Raw genomic sequence first — 16,347 nt, forward strand, 5'->3', positions numbered from 1 at the left:
TTTTATATTTTTTTATTATTTATAAAATAAAACTTTGATTTAATAAACTTTAATAATTAAGGCCATTTAGAAAATTATGTTTATCACCAACACACTAAAATCTTATTTATAATACTTAGACTTATAATTTGAACCTTAAAATACAAAAAATGGATACCAACTGCATAATCCAGTATGATATCCATATGTTTTTTTATATTTAATTGGTTATATATAATTTTTCTTTTTTCGTATAATACTAGCTACAGTTAATAAAATAAATCCTGTAGAAATAAATGAATTTACAGATATACCCGTATTAGGAAGTATTTTCAATTTTTTTTCATCTTTAATACTCTTTGTTTCGGGTAACTCATTATTTTCTTTTTCTTTATTTTCTATTTTTTCTAGAATTACAATTTTTGTTCTTTCTTCTAAATCCTTGCTACCTATTTTTATACGTTCTACTATAGTAAACTTACTGAAATGCTTTATATTAAATCTCAACTCACCAGTACTATAGCTACTATTTACTTTCTCAAGAGTATCTTCATCAGCTATATGATAAACTTCTAATTCGGTATTATCTTTTTTCACAACAGCAACGGTAACTGTACGTTCTACACTACTGTCCACTTTTTTATCATCTTTTTCAAAATGAATCTCAAAAGTCTCTATAATATTATAATCACTACCTAGTTTATTCTTAATAGTCTGGTTTAAATCATTATCATTTAACGGTTCTACATACAATTTTTCAGCAGAGATACTACCTTTTTTAAAAGAAACCTTAATTTCACGTCCAGATAAATTCCCTACTAATACATCGTTTTTAATTTCCACTTTAGATTTTGTTTCTAAAAAATTAGTAGTTGGTTTTTCTGTTGCCTTTTCTAGTGATTTAACAGGTAGTTGCTCTATCGGCTTTTCAGTTGATTTTTCCGATGATTCTTCCAACGGCTTTTCTTCAGTTTTTTTTGTTGGTTTTTTCGATGGCTTTTCTATTGGTTTTAACGCTGGTTTCTCCTCTGATTTTATAGGTGTTTTTTTTTTCAATTCTTCTTTTACATTCTCCGACGGATTTGGTTCAGCAATTGGTCTAACTCCATCTTCATCAATAATAACTTTACTACTCGTTGATATATTAGAATTTATTGCAGCGTTTACCGTGCCAATTTCCCAAACACTTAAACCGATAATAATACTTGCAATACCAACAGAAACTCTTCTTATAAAATATGTTTTATTCTTCACTGCTTTCTCCTTATCTCAAATGATCTCTGGGAGTGACTCTAAAATCGTGATTTCGAAGAAATCGATTTTCTCGAGTCACCCCTGCAAAGTTTATTAGATATCTAAAAAGCTTTTATAAAGCAAACTTAGCTATCAATAAACCACTTCGTCTTTGAGTTCTCATATGAACTTTTTAAGTTCTAAGACTTTTGAGTCAACATCTACTATTATATTACACATCAAAACATTCATCAAGCAATTTCAAAAAATGGCTTGATTAAGACACTTAATCAAGCCAAATTTTCTTCTATCTAGACAAAAACGAGAAGAATCCACTTATTATTGCTACATTAAAGAAGTCTATAAATAGTGCCCCTACTATAGGCATTACAAAGAATGCTATATGAGAATGTTTATATTTATCACAAACGCTCTGCATGTTGGCTATTCCATTAGGTGTTGCCCCAAGTCCAAAACCTGCATGTCCTGCAGATAATACTGCTGCATCATAATTTCTACCCATAAATCTAAATGTTACAAAGTAAATAAATACCCATGCTAAAATCGCTTGTGCAAGTAATAATACTGCTAGTTGACCTGCCACACTGCTTAATTCCCATAATTTTAAACTAATCATTGCCATTCCAAGGAATAAGTTCAACGAAACATCTTCTAGAATATGTACTTCTTCATAGTGTAAATCAAATTTAGTTGTATGGTCTGATATATTTCTTAGTATTGCTGCTACTATCATAGGCCCTATATAACTAGGAAATTTCAAAAATTGATTTAAAAATGTTGATACATAACTTCCTATAAACATCGCTAATAATATCATGAAAAATGCCTTAGCAAAACTTTCACCATCTAGTTTTTTTACATCATTATTAAATAAAAACTCATCATTTCTAACTTGTTCATTATCAACTTCTTCAGCTACTACTTCTAATTTTTTCCCTTTTATCAATCTGTTCGCAAGCGGTCCTCCTAAACTTGAACCAGCAATTAGTCCAAATGTAGCCGCCGCAATCGCTACGCTCTTAGCTCCAGTGTGACCTAACTCTTCTACAATAGGTGCCATTGCCGCCGCTGTTCCGTGCCCTCCTGTCATTGCCGTTGAACCTGTTAATAATGCAATTAGTGGATCAATCCCTGTTGCATATCCAATCCCTACGGCTAAAATATTTTGTAGCACTACTAATATTATTGAAACAATTAAAAACATAATAACTTTTCTTCCACCTACTTTTAACAATTTCCAGCTTGCATTAAACCCGATACTTGTGAAGAACAATGTCATAAAGAAGCTTTGAAGTGTATTGTCGAATTCAAATATTATCAAATTAGTTTGTCGTAGGCACAAATTAATAATCGCAAATAAAAATCCTCCTATAACCGGTGAAGGTATACAATACGTTTCAAAAAATTTAACTTTCTTTCGTAAAAATCTACCTATTATCAAAATAACAACAGCAAGTCCTACTGTTTGTATCATATCCATTTTAATATTTAACATACTATCATCCTTCCTTTTAAATGTTATATTTTCTTACATCAACTTTTTTAAATTTATAAATTTATAATCTATAAATTTTTTTCATTTTAATTCCTTATCCATATATTACACTTTTTAGCACTATTCTTCAATTATACGTCAGATTTTATTACAAACAAAAAAAGAGTGCCTCAAAAATCGTAATTTCAAAGAAATCGATTTTATCGAGTCACCCCCGTAAAGTTTATTAGATATCTAAAAGGCTTTTAAAAAGCGAATTTAGATATCAATAAACCACTGCATCTATGAGTTTTCATATAAACCTTGTTAAAATTTAGGACTTTTGGATTAGCCCCTTTATTTATTAAAATATTGGTTTTAAAAATTCTGACCAAGTCTCATAATTTTCTTCTGCTTTGGCTTCTTCTCCTGTCATCCATTTAATAACAAGAGTATCGTCTTCCTTAACTTCTACAAGTTGTTTATCAACTTTACATTCATAAACAACTCCTATATGCACTTGACCAACTTCAGTTTTATCATCATTTATTAACCCAATAAAATGTAGGTTATTTAAAGCATCTTCTTCTGGAACTCCAACTTCCTCATTTAATTCACGTGCGGCATTAATTTTTAACATTTCAAAAATTGTTTTTCCTTCAACTTCATTCATATGACCACCAATACCAACAGATGCTTTCCCATGAAGTCTAGCTTCTCCTCCACCTACTAGACGTTTATAAACTAGTACTTCACCTGTAGTTATATCTTTTAGTAAAACATAACCAATCAATTGCTTATAGTTTGGATCTTCTTCCATATCACCACGACGTTTAACTTCGTATGATTCAAATGTAGAAATGATTTTCTCGGTTTTTTCATCATTTTTTTCTATAAATCCATAGAAATGATTTTCTTCATTATTAAATAATTCTTTTCTATTAACTACTAATATTTGTTCATCCCACTTGCTCATTATTATTCCTCACTTTATTATTTTGCTTGATACGTACCTTCTTTTAATTCCTTAGCTATTTTAGCAATTTTTCTAAATCTATGATTTAAGCCTGACTTAGATAATTTCCCATCCTCAATCATTTCTGCTATTTCTTTTAAAGGATATTCTGGATATTTAAGTCTAGCCTCAGCAACAACTCTAAGTTTCTCATCAATATTATCTAATCCAATTCTTTCCTCAATTATATTGATGTCCTCAACCTGTTTTGCTGAAGCATTAACGGTTTTATTCATATTAGCCATATCGCAGTTTTGCATTCTATTTACTGAATTATTTATATCTCTTACAATTCTTTCATCTTCAAATTGGAATAGTGCTTGAAAAGCTCCAACAAGATTAATAAACTCTGCTATTTTTTCAGATTCTTTAATATAAACTATAAAACCTTTTTTTCTTTCAAGGCTTCTAGCATTCAATTTATAACTATTTAAGAGCTCATTTAATTCCTTATTATGTTCTTCGTAAGAAGAGAAAATTTCCATATGATAACTAGAAGTACGAGGGTTATTAATAGATCCTCCTGCTAAAAATGCGCCACGTAGATAAGCTCTCTTCTTCTCATCAGTATCTATTAATTCTTTTGCTATATCAATTCTCATTGTATAGTTATCATTTAATATATACAAATCAGTTAGTATCTCTTTTACATGTTGATCTAAACGACAAATATATACATTATTTTTCTTCAACTTCAATTTTTTTCTAACAGATATATTCACGTGAACATCATAGAAAAACTTTATTAATGAAAACATTCTTCTTGCTATAGACGCATTTTCTGTTTGAAAACTTAAACTTAATCTACCGTTTGATATATTTAATACACCATTCATCTTTATTAAGGCTGATAACTCTGATAAAAATTCTCTATCTTTTGTTATTTCTATTAAAGTTAATTCTTTCTTCATATCTGAAGCGTATGACATAAGTTCCCTCCTTATCCTAATTATTTTTTGTAACTTATATATTTTATCACGATACCTTCAATTTAACAACTCATTTGAGTTAAGAAATGGGAGCGACTCAAAAATCGTGATTTCTTAAGAAACAAGATTTTGTCGAGTCGCCCCCGTATAGTTTATTAGATATCTAAAAAGCATTTATAAAGCGTATTTAGATATCAATAAACCACTGCGTCTATGAGCTATAATATACACTTTTTAAAAATTTAGGACTTTTGAGTCACTCCCATTAATCCTAATATTCTATTTTTATTTTCTTCATTAACATCGATACGCTCTTTTATGCCTTCTTTGTCAAAATAAAGAACTTCATCTGAAATCTGACATAAAAATTCATAATCATGTGTAATTATAAATATCACAACATCATTCTTGGCAATTTCTTCAATCAAGCGACTTAGTTCAATCATATTAACATAATCTAAACCGCTAGTTGGTTCGTCAAAGATTAATACTTTTTTATTTGATAAAAGCGCAGAAGCAATAGCGACTCTTTGCTTTTCTCCACCAGATAAAGTATTCGGATGTCTATCTAAAAATTTTCTAATGTTTAATCTATCTACAACTTCATCAAATAACGATAAATTATCGCTACCTAATTTAATTTCTTTTTCAACCTGATTAGTAAATAATTGATAGTTAACATCTTGCATTACTTGGAAGGCATTTTTCACTAAATCCTTATTATTTAGATATTTTTCATCTAATTTAACTTTATGTTTTGATTTATGTAGGCCGCATAAAGCATTAGCAAAAGTTGTTTTCCCACAACCATTATCACCTATAATAGTATAGATTTTTGAAGCTGAGAAACTTTCACTTTGGAGTTCAACTTTCCTATCGTAAACTTTATATTCAAGTCTTTCGATATTTAAAAAATCTTCTTTAAAATTTCTATTCCCTTTATTGCCCAGCTCTACTTTAGATAAATCAATCTGTCTTGTGTGACAAGATTTGCTGTCAAAATCTGATAGCTGTTCTTTAGTAACTTCATGAATTAATTTACCGTCTTTAATAATATACATTCTGTCAATTAAATCTTTTAGATAATATATTCTATGTTCAGCAACAACTATAGTTTTACCTTTTTTCTTCAATGTTTCAATTATTGATGAAATAAGCTGTATTGCCTTCAAATCTAGATTACTAGTTATCTCATCTAGAACATAAACATCCGCGTCTAACATCATACTAGCCATAAAAGCTAGTTTTTGTTTTTCTCCACCACTTAGTTCTAAGACATTTCTTTCCAACAGATATTCCGCAGAAAATTCTGATATCACTTCATCAATTCTACTTTGTATCTCTGATTTAGAATAACCATAATTTTCCATACTAAAGGCAAGTTCACTCGTAGAATCTAGATTAAAAAACTGGTTTTTAGGGTTTTGAAAAACACTTCCCACAACCTTTGAAAATTCTTTTAATCTATCTCCAATATTTAGATGGGCGACTTTAAATTCACCACTATATCCACCATCAAAAAATTCTGGAGCTAATCCATTTAAAACTCGTAAAATAGAAGTTTTTCCACAACCACTAGCACCAGTAAAGAGAATACATTCACCTTTTTTTATATCTAGTGATAAATCTTCAATATTTAATTTTTTCGATTCAATATATTTATAATTAAAATTTTTAAATGTTATCAATTTATCACCTCATATACATAATATAACAAAAAGCACTTGCTACAATAACCATAGTTAGATAATCACTCTTATTAAACTTTAATTCAATATAACTACTTGGTTTCTCTTCGTTATCTATCCCTCTGCATAAACAAGACACCGACAGCTCATTTGCTATATTGGTACTTATAATTACATAAGGAACAAATACATATTCAAAGAATTTAATTGGATGAAGTAAGTAGTAACCTCTACTTACTCCAATTCCCTTCATTCGTAATGAATTCTTTATTAACTTATAATCTGTAAGTAAAACCGGGAAAAATCTATATAGTACTGCTAGTACTATAATCATTTTCTTTGGTAACTTTATGCTTCTCAAAAAGCAGATTAGTTCCGAAACTTTTGAACTACTTACTAAAGCCATACCTGCACATAATGGGAAATACAATGTTTTAAACATTAATGCTGTAAGTAATAAGAAACTGTCAATTACTTGAAGAGTAACCGTATGTGCAAAAAATACTTCATATGCAGTAAAGAAAAGATATATACCAAAAAATCTACTCATTCTCTTAAAGTTAGAACTAATTCCTAAGTATATTGAAAAGCATAGTGCTACTATAAGGTGAACAGGTACTGTCATCATTTTAAACATTAGTATATTAGCAATTACTAATATAAAAATCTTAGTTCTAATATCTAACCTTAACATTCTATAGTCCTGCTTTATTGAAATTCTTAAAGTATAATTTTCTTCCTAGATATGTTCCAATTATTGAGAATATTATAGTAAAGATAACTATAAAAATAAATGTCTTCATATCTGTACTACTCATTACTAGATTTATCTTTTCATCTGAATAATTTCTATTTTGAAGATGTTTTACATATGAATCTTTCATAAAGAACATCGGTAGAATAATACCAATATTTCCTAGATTAAAGAATAAGTATGATAAATATTCATTCCCATATCTAAAAGCAATTTCTGCTAAAACTGCCGCTATAATAAGTGCAACACCTCCAACTACAGAGTGTCCAGAAACCGTCATAAAAATTCCGATAATTGCGATCATTATAAATATTGCCATGTTTTTATTGATTTTATTGAAAATTAAACTATATACACTACCACAAACTAGCGCTGCAGTAATAGATGTATATGTTGCGAAATAAACTTTACCTCCAAATATAACTGATGTCAATAGTGTAGAAATTCCAATACCTACCGCCATTACAAGAATTAATAATATTGTATAGAGACCTAATGTAATTAGATCTTTAATTTGTAAATTCTTATTATCTTCTTTATTTATATATTTTAATTCTGTCATCGATTACCCCACTATATTTTCTTAAGTTCATCTAAAGCAACTTTATAATTTGGCTCTTCACCAATTTCTTCTAGTACTTCTTTATAGCGGATAACACCTTCTTTATCAAGTACAAATACAGCACGAGTTAATAACCCTAATTCTTCAACTAAAAGACCATTATTATTTTCGAAATCACGATACTTATAGTCAGAAACAGTAATTGCATTATTAATTTCTTTATCGGCGCAGAATCTTCCTAGTGCAAAAGGTAAATCTTTTGAAACTGTTATTACTACAGTATCTACTAAGTCGCGTACTTCCCTATTAAAATTAATTGTTTGTAAAGCACATACTCCTGTATCAATAGATGGGAATGTATTGATAATTACATTTTTCCCTTTATAATCTGATAACTCAAATTCTGATAGAGTCTTAGTTACAGCTCTGAAGTTAGGAAAAACATCTCCAACATTTAATTTATCTTCAATTGTTACTGGTGTGCCCTTAAAGCTTATTGTTTTCTTCATAATTTATACCTCTTTAATTTATAATTTATTGATAAAACTATCTACACCTAATGATAACATATTTCAATTATAGATAAAAGTTTTTTATATAATTTACTTTCATTTTAAGCATTTTTTATACAATAATATATGAAATTTATGATATAATAAGTATTAATAGTGTGTGAAAGGATTTTTTTTATGTCAAAAGAACTAGAAGAAAAAGTAGTCGAACAAGAGACTGCAGATTCGATTGAAAAAAAAGATAGCCCTATATCTTTTTTTAGTCGTATAAAAAAACAAGTAAAAACTTTTAATTTAAAAAATAATGAATCTACAACTTCTTTTGCTGACAATCTAAGTCATCTTGATGAATCAGCTCTGGAGAAAGAACTTCGTGAAAAAGAAAAAGAAGTAAGATTACAAGAAAAAGAACTTAAAAAACGCGCTCTCGAGCTAGAAAATGCAAAAAAGAAATTTGAAGAACAACAACGAAAAAGAGAAGAAGAACGAAAAAAAAATGAGATTGCACGCGCTGAAAGAGAACGTCTTGAAAAAGAGCGCATTGTTCGTGAGAAAGAACTAGAACGCCAACGTATCGAAAGAGAAAAAGCTGAAAAACGTGAAAGAGAACGTCTTGAAAAAGAGCGCATTGCTCGTGAAAAAGAACTAGAACGTCAACGTATCGAAAAAGAAAAAGCTGAGCAACGCGAAAGAGAGCGTATTGAAAAAGAGCGCATTGCTCGTGAGAAAGAACTAGAACGTCAGCGTATTGAAAAAGAAAAAGCTGAAAAACGTGAAAAAGAACGTCTTGAAAAAGAACGTATTGCTCGCGAAAAAGAACTAGAACGCCAGCGTATCGAAAAAGAACAGGCAGAAAAAAGAAAAAGAGCATTTAGAAGAAAAGAAAAAGAATTTCAAATCTTAGAAGACAAGAAAAGAATAGAATTCTTACAAAAAGAAAATGAAATGCGAGAACATGAGAACACTCTTCTTTCTTTAGAAACTACCCTAATTTCATTAGAAGATAAAATCGAAGAAAAAAAATTAATTATCTCAACTCTAAAAAATAGAAAAGATGATAAAGAAAAAATTATTTTAGAAGAAAAAAGACTCAATAGCCTAGTATCTCAAAAACAAATTACTCAAAAAGATATTATATCTGAGAAAAAAATCATTGAAAAAATTCAAAAAAATCTTGAGATAGAATACAAACTTGATGATTTAAAAAAAGAACTACATAATATAAAAAAAGAAGTAGTCAATGAAGAAGAAACTGCATTTAGAATTAAATATATCGATAACAAAGTACGAAATATTTTCATAGTATCTCTACTTTATCTTAAAGCATTTATTTCTAAAAAAATTTTCAGAAAAAATGTAGAAAACTATGATAAAATTAATAAAATCTCTAAAAATATTAAAGTTAAAATTTCTACCTCATTCATTCTAGCAATAGCATTATCTATTTGTTTTCTTATTACATTGAAATTCATTTCTTCTTCTAAAGAACACTATGTAAGTTTTGGCGAAACAAATACTACAGCTGTCGATACTACCGAAGAAATGAAAAAACAAAAAGAAGCCGAAGAAAAAGCTAAAATATTAGAAGCACAAGAAAAAGCGGAAGCTGCTCGTATAGACTCTGATGCGCAAGATGAAGAAATAACTGCAAAACTTGCGGGTACTTTCACATCCTATTCATTTGATGTGAATCGTCAAGTTACAGTAAACAAAAAAATTCACGCTTTCAAATCTGCTAGTTGGTCTGATCAAGGAGATGTTATTGAACCGGGTACTAAACTAACTGTAAACAAAATTGTATCTCCTGCTGGATACTTAATGTATCATATTTCATCAGGACCTTTACAAGGACAATATATCACAGCAAATGGAAAATTCGTATCAGTGAACTCTAAAAACGATCAACTTGACGACTTTATTTCTCGACCAGTAGCAATTAAATTCTTAGCTACACAAAATGTTTATTCTGATGAATCAGCTAGTAAAGTTCGTGTAACATTTGGTAGTGGAGCACAGCTGAACATTAATGGAATTGGAATATCTAATAATAGATTGATTTATTTTGTAACCGATGGATCATTTGTGCCGGTTAATCCTATTCGCGTAACAGAAGTAAATAGAGAAGCTCCAAAGTCAAAAAATATCGATAACGAAAATAAAAATAGTTCTAATTCTCAGAACAACCAAGGAACTACTAGATAAAAATTTAAGAGGCTAGCCCAATTTAACAAAGTTTATATGAAAACTCATAAACACAATGTGTATCAATAGCTAAATTCGCTTTATAAAGCTTTCTAGATATCTAATAAAACACTACAGGGGGGACTCAATAAAATCTTATTTCTTTGAAATTATGATTTTCAAGTCACCCCTCTTTTCCATGCCCCGGATTTAGTATACAACCATTTATTATAGAACCCAAAAAAGAGAATATAGTTTTCACTACATTCTCTTTTCATATTATCTAATCTCTGCTCCATTAGGAATTTCAGCATTAATTTCAACTACTCGTAAGATACCATCTTTTTCTGCTGATAAAATCATTCCTTCACTTAATTCGCCACATAGTTTAACTGGTTTTAAGTTAGCTACTACAGCTACTTTTTTACCTACTAATTCTGCTGGATCATAGTATTTAGCAATACCAGAAACTATTTGTCTTTGGTGATTTCCTAAATCAAGTTTGAATTTCAATAATTTTGAACTTTTCTTAACTTTTTCGCATTCTAATACTTCTGCTACTCTTAAAGAAGTTTCAAAAAATTTATCAATTGTGATTTCTTCTGCAAGTTCAACATATGTATCTTCTTTTTCTTCTTTAGATTCTGTTTCTAAGTTCTCAAGTGCCTTAGGTGACATTTGTTCTTTAATATACTCTACTTCTACTTCCTTATCAAATCTTGGGAAGATTGGAGTTGGTTTTTCTACAACTTTTACAGTTCCATCAAACACTCCAAATGTTTTAGCAGACTCAAACACTAATAAGTCTTCTCTAATTCCTAATTGTTTAGCAATTTCTGCTGGTGCTTTTGTTAAAGCTGGTGCTATTAAAATTGTAGCTATACGAAGACTTTCAGCTAAGTAGTTCATTACTTTATCTAATTCAGGTTGATTTGCTTCGTCTTTTGCTAAAATCCATGGAGTAGTTTGGTCAATATATTTATTAGTTCTAGAAATGAATTTCCAAACTGATTCTAACGCTTTAGAGAACTGCATGTTTTCCATGTACTCTTCATATTCAGCAATAACTTCTTTTGATAAAGCTATTAACTCTTTATCAAACTCTGTAGTTGGTTCAACGAATTTTGGAATTACTCCACCACAGTATTTATTAATCATAGAAATAGTTCTATTTAATAGGTTTCCTAAGTCATTTGATAGATCTGAATTGATTCTATCAATGAAACTCTCAGGTGTGAAAATACCGTCTTGTCCAAATGGTACTTCACGTAGTAGGTAATAACGCGCAGAATCTAATCCGTAACGCTCTATTAACATATAAGGATCTACTACGTTACCTTTAGATTTACTCATTTTACCGTCTTTCATTAATAACCAACCGTGAGCGAAGATTTTCTTAGGTAATGGTAAATCTAATGCCATAAGAAGTATTGGCCAATAAATAACGTGGAAACGTACGATTTCTTTACCTACTACTTGAACATCAGCTGGCCAGTATTTGTTAAATAGTTCTTCACTTTCACCAGTTGCATACCCTAGCGCTGTAATATAGTTAACTAAAGCATCAATCCAAACATATACAACGTGTTTTGGATTTGATTTTACTTTTACTCCCCAGTCGAAAGTTGTACGAGTAACCGCTAAATCTTCTAATCCTGGTTTAATGAAGTTATTAAGCATTTCATTTTTTCTGCTTTCAGGTAAAATGAATTCTGGGTGCTCGTCATAGTATTTAACTAATCTATCAGCATATTTACTCATTTTAAAGAAGTAACATTCTTCACTAACTAATTTAACTTCATTTCCACTTGGTGCAATACCACCAATCATGTTTCCTTCTTCATCTCTGAAAACTTCCTGAAGTTGAGTTTCTGTGAAATACTCTTCATCACTAATAGAATACCAACCTTTATATTCTCCAAGATAGATATCCCCTTTTTCAACTAATTTATCGAAAATTTCAGCAACTGCTCTTTCATGATAGTCATCTGTTGTACGGATAAACTTGCTATAGTTAATATCCATTGCTTCCCATAATCTTTTTATATCTTTAATCATTTCATCAACATAAGCTTGTTCTGAAATACCCTTTTCCTGAGCTTTTTGTTGAATTTTTTGACCATGTTCATCTGTGCCTGTTAAAAAGTATGTATCATATCCACTTAATTTTTTATATCTTGTTAAAGCGTCACACGCTACTGTTGTATACGCATGCCCTATGTGTAAGTTACCACTTGGGTAATAAATAGGAGTTGTAACATAAAATGTTTTTTTAGTCATCTTACAACCATCCTCACTTTCGTTTCAATTTTTTAGTTAATATACATTACTATTGTACCATATATTTGAGGCTATTGCATGATTTTTTATCATTTTTTTCAAATTTAAAAGTTCTTTGTATAAAAAATACAGCTCGTTTATAATTCAAAACTTATCTTTGAATTATAAATAGCTGTATCTTGTATTTAAGTATTTTTCTTAAAATACTATAATTAAATTATAAATCTAGTAAATTTCTTCTTACGTCATTGAATAATTACCACTATTTTTTTGCTAATTTTGCTATCTCCACTATAGTATCAGCTGCTTTTTCCATATGTTCTAAACAACTAAATTCATATTGTCCATGGAAATTTTCTCCCCCAACGAAGATATTTGGCGTCGGGATTCCCATATATGAAATTTTAGAACCATCTGTTCCACCACGAATTGGAATAATAATAGGTTTTACCCCTACATTTTTTATAGCTTGTTCTGCTACATCAACACAGCGTTTATCTTTTTTAATTACATCTCCCATATTATAATATTGATCGAACAAATCATATTCCACAACATTACCATATTTTTCATTAATTTTCGCTGCTACTTGTTCTGCAAATTTCTTACGCGCTTCAAACTTTTCTTTATCGTGATCACGAATTATATACACCATCTCAGCTTCTTCAATTCTAGCTTGCATATTGTGCAATAAATAGAATCCTTCATATCCTTCTGTGTGTTCAGGAACTTCTTTTTCTGGGAACAGTGAAGCTAATTCAGCAGCAATTGTATTTGCATTTTTCATTTTACCTTTTGCCGTACCTGGATGAACACTTACACCTGTAATTTTATATGTAATTTGTGCAGCATTAAAGCTTTCATATTCTAATTCACCAAGAACTCCACCATCCATAGTAAAAGCATAATCTGTTGCAAAACCTTTAGCATCAAAGTGATCTGCTCCACGCCCTATTTCTTCATCAGGACCAAATGCAATACGAATATCACCATGTTCAATTTCAGGATGTTCACTTAAATACTTAATTGCTTCTACTATTTCAGTAATTCCAGCTTTATCGTCCGCACCTAGTAAAGTTGTACCATCTGTAGTGATTAATGTTAAACCTTTATAGTTACTTAAATTAGGAAACTCAGCTTTACTCATTACTACATTTAATTCTTTATTTAAAATAATATCTTCACCATCATAATTCTCAATAACTTGTGGATTAATACCTTCAACATTAAAATCTGCAGTATCCACATGTGAAATAAACCCAATTCTATCGTATGGCTTATCAGTATTAGCCGGTAATGTTGCAGTTAAAAACCAGTTTCCTTCATTTAATTCTATGTCACTAAGATTCAATTCTTCTAATTGTCCTTTTAACATACGTAGGAAATCTTTTTGCTCTGGAGTAGATGGAATAGTCGTACTAGCGGCATCAGATCTAGTTTTAAAATTAACATATCCTAAGAAACGTTCTAACATAGTTTCATATTTCATTATTCTTCACCTCATTTGTATTTTCTTTTATTATAATACAATTTTTATCAAAATGTAAAGGTTATAAAATTCATATTTTTAAAAACAACATTCTCAAATAACTTTGTTTAAAATAATAAATGATACTTAATATATTTATCTATTTGTGATACAATTACATATGTATTCTAATTTCATATTAGATATTAGTAAAATAAATTTCAAGGAGAACTTTTTCATGCAACAAGTTATGAATTATAAAGATACTAGAATTGAGAATTTCCACACTATCTATCCAAACCATATGAACAGACACGATACATTATTCGGTGGACAAACCCTATATTGGCTTGATGATGTACAAGGTTTAGTAATACGTAGATATACACACCTACCCTTCTTTACTGCAAGTATTGATACTTATCAATTTTTAGATGTTGTCCACAGACACGAGGCATTAATTATTGATAGTTATGTGTCAAGAGTGGGTACTAGAAGTGTTGAAATTTTTGCTGAACTAAGTGCATTCAACCATGAAACTAGACACACTCGCCTAGTTGGTATTTGTTTCTCAACATTCGCAATAAGCAGAGACACAGTTCTTGAGCAACCTCTACCAAAAGTTGAATATACAGATGAGATTTCAAAATTTGTAAGCTCTTCTTATGCAGACAGACAAAGCGGTAAACTATCAGCTCGTGAATTCTGTAAAGAGTATCTAAAATATTATAATAAGTAAAAAAGAAGTGAGATTATTCTCACTTCCTTTTTTTATTTTGTTAGTCGATTGAATAAAGTAATTCTAATACTTTCTCTTCAAATTTAACTAATTTTTCTTCTGCAACTTTCTTATCTGCATCTTTAACATAGATATAAAGTTTTACTTTTGGTTCTGTTCCACTTGGACGTAATGTATACCATGATTCGTCTGAATAACTGAATTTAACAGCATCAGTTTTTTCAATTTCAATAGCTTTTTCTTCACCTGTAGCAACAGTTTTTTCTTTTTGTACTAAGTAGTCAGTAATCGCTACTACTTCACTTCCTGCAATTTCACGAGCAAAGATTTCACGATATTTTTCCATCATTCGTTTAATTCTTTGAGCACCTGCTGCTCCTTCTAAAACAATTGAGATAGTTTTATCTAGGTAGTAACCATATTTTTCATAGAAACCATCAAGTACATCTACCAATGTTTTACCTTGTGTTTTGTAGAATGCTGCAGCTTCTACTAATAACATAGCAATAGTTACACCATCTTTATCACGTAGGAATGTACCAACGTTGTATCCAATACTTTCTTCATATCCCATTACATAGTTTTTCTCACCTGTAATATCCCATTCATTTGGTAATGCACAGATGTTTTTAAATCCAGTAAGAACATCGATAACTTCTACTCCGTATTCTTTACAAAGTGGTTCTACCATTTTAGATGTTACGATAGATTTAACTAACACTGGGTTTTCTGGCAATTTGTTTTGTTTTGCAAGATTTTCAATAACATATTGAACTAATACTGCTCCTGCTTGGTTACCATTTAGAGAAACTACTTCTCCATTGTGAATTACTTCTACAGCAAGACGGTCACAGTCAGGGTCAGTTGCAATAATTACATCTGCATTAACTTTTTTAGCTAATCTTTCACCATATTCAAATGCTGCAGTATCTTCTGGGTTTGGATATTCAATTGTTGGGAAAGTTCCATCTGGATCCTTTTGCTCTTCAACAACATGAACATTTTTAAATCCACGACGCGCAAGAACTGTAGTAACAGCTTTATAACCAGCACCATTAAGTGGAGTATATACTACGGAAATATCTTTATCAATATTTTCATCATTAATTGCACAGTTTAAAGATTCTCTATAGAACTCTTCGTCGATTTCTTGTCCGATATAAACTAATAATCCTTTTTCTTGTGCTTCTTCTTCAGTTAAAGTAACATAGTTATCAAAAATATCCATTGAGTTAATGTATTCTAGTACTTTATCACTTATATCAGATTTAATTTGAGATCCTTCTTGCCAATATACTTTATATCCATTGTATTCTTTTGGATTGTGACTTGCTGTAATATTGATACCACTGGCTGTTCCTAAGTAACGAACTGCAAATGATAATTCTGGAGTTGGACGTAAGTCTTCGAATAAGTATGCTTTAACTCCATTACTAGCCATTACTAAAGCTGCTAACTTAGCAAATTCTTTTGAGAAAAGACGTGGATCATGAGCAATAGCAATACCTTTTT

13 protein-coding genes are annotated in these 16,347 nt (G+C 30.0%); 2 read left to right on the forward strand and 11 right to left on the reverse strand.

Annotated features, from left to right (window positions below; genetic code table 11):
* Positions 1-207 precede the first annotated feature (207 nt).
* From RWN11_RS02675 to tpx, 8 genes are all read right to left on the reverse strand, one after another.
* Positions 208-1,233, reverse strand: a complete 1,026-nt coding sequence (locus RWN11_RS02675; RefSeq protein ID WP_314160254.1) for a YSIRK-type signal peptide-containing protein — start codon at positions 1,231-1,233, stop codon at positions 208-210.
* A gap of 286 nt (positions 1,234-1,519) precedes the next feature.
* A complete protein-coding gene (gene gltS / locus RWN11_RS02680) occupies positions 1,520-2,728 on the reverse strand; it encodes a sodium/glutamate symporter (protein ID WP_314160255.1) in 1,209 nt (402 codons plus the stop codon).
* Positions 2,729-3,071: 343 nt separating this feature from the next.
* Positions 3,072-3,683, reverse strand: coding sequence for an NUDIX domain-containing protein (locus RWN11_RS02685; protein ID WP_314160256.1), 612 nt, complete (start codon positions 3,681-3,683; stop codon positions 3,072-3,074).
* 17 nt (positions 3,684-3,700) lie between these two features.
* Positions 3,701-4,651 (reverse strand): DNA-binding protein WhiA, encoded by a 951-nt coding sequence (gene whiA / locus RWN11_RS02690; protein ID WP_314160257.1) that lies wholly within the window; start codon positions 4,649-4,651, stop codon positions 3,701-3,703.
* 242 nt (positions 4,652-4,893) lie between these two features.
* On the reverse strand, positions 4,894-6,339 hold the full coding sequence (locus RWN11_RS02695) for an ABC transporter ATP-binding protein (protein WP_314160258.1): 1,446 nt from the start codon (positions 6,337-6,339) through the stop codon (positions 4,894-4,896).
* Between the two features lie 4 nt (positions 6,340-6,343).
* Positions 6,344-7,033 (reverse strand): energy-coupling factor transporter transmembrane component T, encoded by a 690-nt coding sequence (locus tag RWN11_RS02700; protein ID WP_314160259.1) that lies wholly within the window; start codon positions 7,031-7,033, stop codon positions 6,344-6,346.
* 1 nt (position 7,034) lies between these two features.
* Positions 7,035-7,655 (reverse strand): MptD family putative ECF transporter S component, encoded by a 621-nt coding sequence (locus RWN11_RS02705; RefSeq protein WP_314160260.1) that lies wholly within the window; start codon positions 7,653-7,655, stop codon positions 7,035-7,037.
* A gap of 11 nt (positions 7,656-7,666) precedes the next feature.
* Positions 7,667-8,164 (reverse strand): thiol peroxidase, encoded by a 498-nt coding sequence (gene tpx / locus RWN11_RS02710; RefSeq protein ID WP_314160261.1) that lies wholly within the window; start codon positions 8,162-8,164, stop codon positions 7,667-7,669.
* Positions 8,165-8,344: 180 nt separating this feature from the next.
* Between tpx and RWN11_RS02715 the strand changes: the two genes are divergently transcribed.
* Positions 8,345-10,369, forward strand: a complete 2,025-nt coding sequence (locus RWN11_RS02715; protein ID WP_314160262.1) for a DUF5776 domain-containing protein — start codon at positions 8,345-8,347, stop codon at positions 10,367-10,369.
* Positions 10,370-10,627: 258 nt separating this feature from the next.
* On the opposite strand, the gene metG is transcribed toward RWN11_RS02715, so the two are convergent.
* Positions 10,628-12,628 (reverse strand): methionine--tRNA ligase, encoded by a 2,001-nt coding sequence (gene metG, locus RWN11_RS02720; RefSeq protein ID WP_314160263.1) that lies wholly within the window; start codon positions 12,626-12,628, stop codon positions 10,628-10,630.
* Positions 12,629-12,890: 262 nt separating this feature from the next.
* Positions 12,891-14,117 carry a peptidase T gene (pepT, locus tag RWN11_RS02725; RefSeq protein WP_314160264.1) on the reverse strand — a complete coding sequence of 409 codons (1,227 nt, stop codon included), beginning with the start codon at positions 14,115-14,117 and terminating at the stop codon, positions 12,891-12,893.
* 217 nt (positions 14,118-14,334) lie between these two features.
* Between pepT and RWN11_RS02730 the strand changes: the two genes are divergently transcribed.
* Positions 14,335-14,835, forward strand: a complete 501-nt coding sequence (locus RWN11_RS02730) for an acyl-CoA thioesterase (protein ID WP_314160265.1) — start codon at positions 14,335-14,337, stop codon at positions 14,833-14,835.
* Between the two features lie 40 nt (positions 14,836-14,875).
* On the opposite strand, the gene RWN11_RS02735 is transcribed toward RWN11_RS02730, so the two are convergent.
* The coding region (locus RWN11_RS02735) for a phospho-sugar mutase (protein ID WP_314160266.1) at positions 14,876-16,347 on the reverse strand (1,472 nt) is incomplete at its 5' end.

The organism is uncultured Gemella sp. (assembly GCF_963519265.1).
Classification (GTDB): Bacteria; Bacillota; Bacilli; order Staphylococcales; family Gemellaceae; genus Gemella.

Excerpts from the sequence above, each read along its gene's own strand:
- RWN11_RS02730 (WP_314160265.1), top strand. The coding sequence starts at position 14,335 with ATGCAACAAGTTATGAATTATAAAGATACTAGAATTGAGAATTTCCAC.
- metG (WP_314160263.1), bottom strand. The coding sequence starts at position 12,628 with ATGACTAAAAAAACATTTTATGTTACAACTCCTATTTATTACCCAAGT.
- RWN11_RS02705 (WP_314160260.1), bottom strand. The coding sequence starts at position 7,655 with ATGACAGAATTAAAATATATAAATAAAGAAGATAATAAGAATTTACAA.
- RWN11_RS02685 (WP_314160256.1), bottom strand. The coding sequence starts at position 3,683 with ATGAGCAAGTGGGATGAACAAATATTAGTAGTTAATAGAAAAGAATTA.
- pepT (WP_314160264.1), bottom strand. The coding sequence starts at position 14,117 with ATGAAATATGAAACTATGTTAGAACGTTTCTTAGGATATGTTAATTTT.
- RWN11_RS02715 (WP_314160262.1), top strand. The coding sequence starts at position 8,345 with ATGTCAAAAGAACTAGAAGAAAAAGTAGTCGAACAAGAGACTGCAGAT.
- RWN11_RS02700 (WP_314160259.1), bottom strand. The coding sequence starts at position 7,033 with ATGTTAAGGTTAGATATTAGAACTAAGATTTTTATATTAGTAATTGCT.
- tpx (WP_314160261.1), bottom strand. The coding sequence starts at position 8,164 with ATGAAGAAAACAATAAGCTTTAAGGGCACACCAGTAACAATTGAAGAT.
- whiA (WP_314160257.1), bottom strand. The coding sequence starts at position 4,651 with ATGTCATACGCTTCAGATATGAAGAAAGAATTAACTTTAATAGAAATA.
- gltS (WP_314160255.1), bottom strand. The coding sequence starts at position 2,728 with ATGTTAAATATTAAAATGGATATGATACAAACAGTAGGACTTGCTGTT.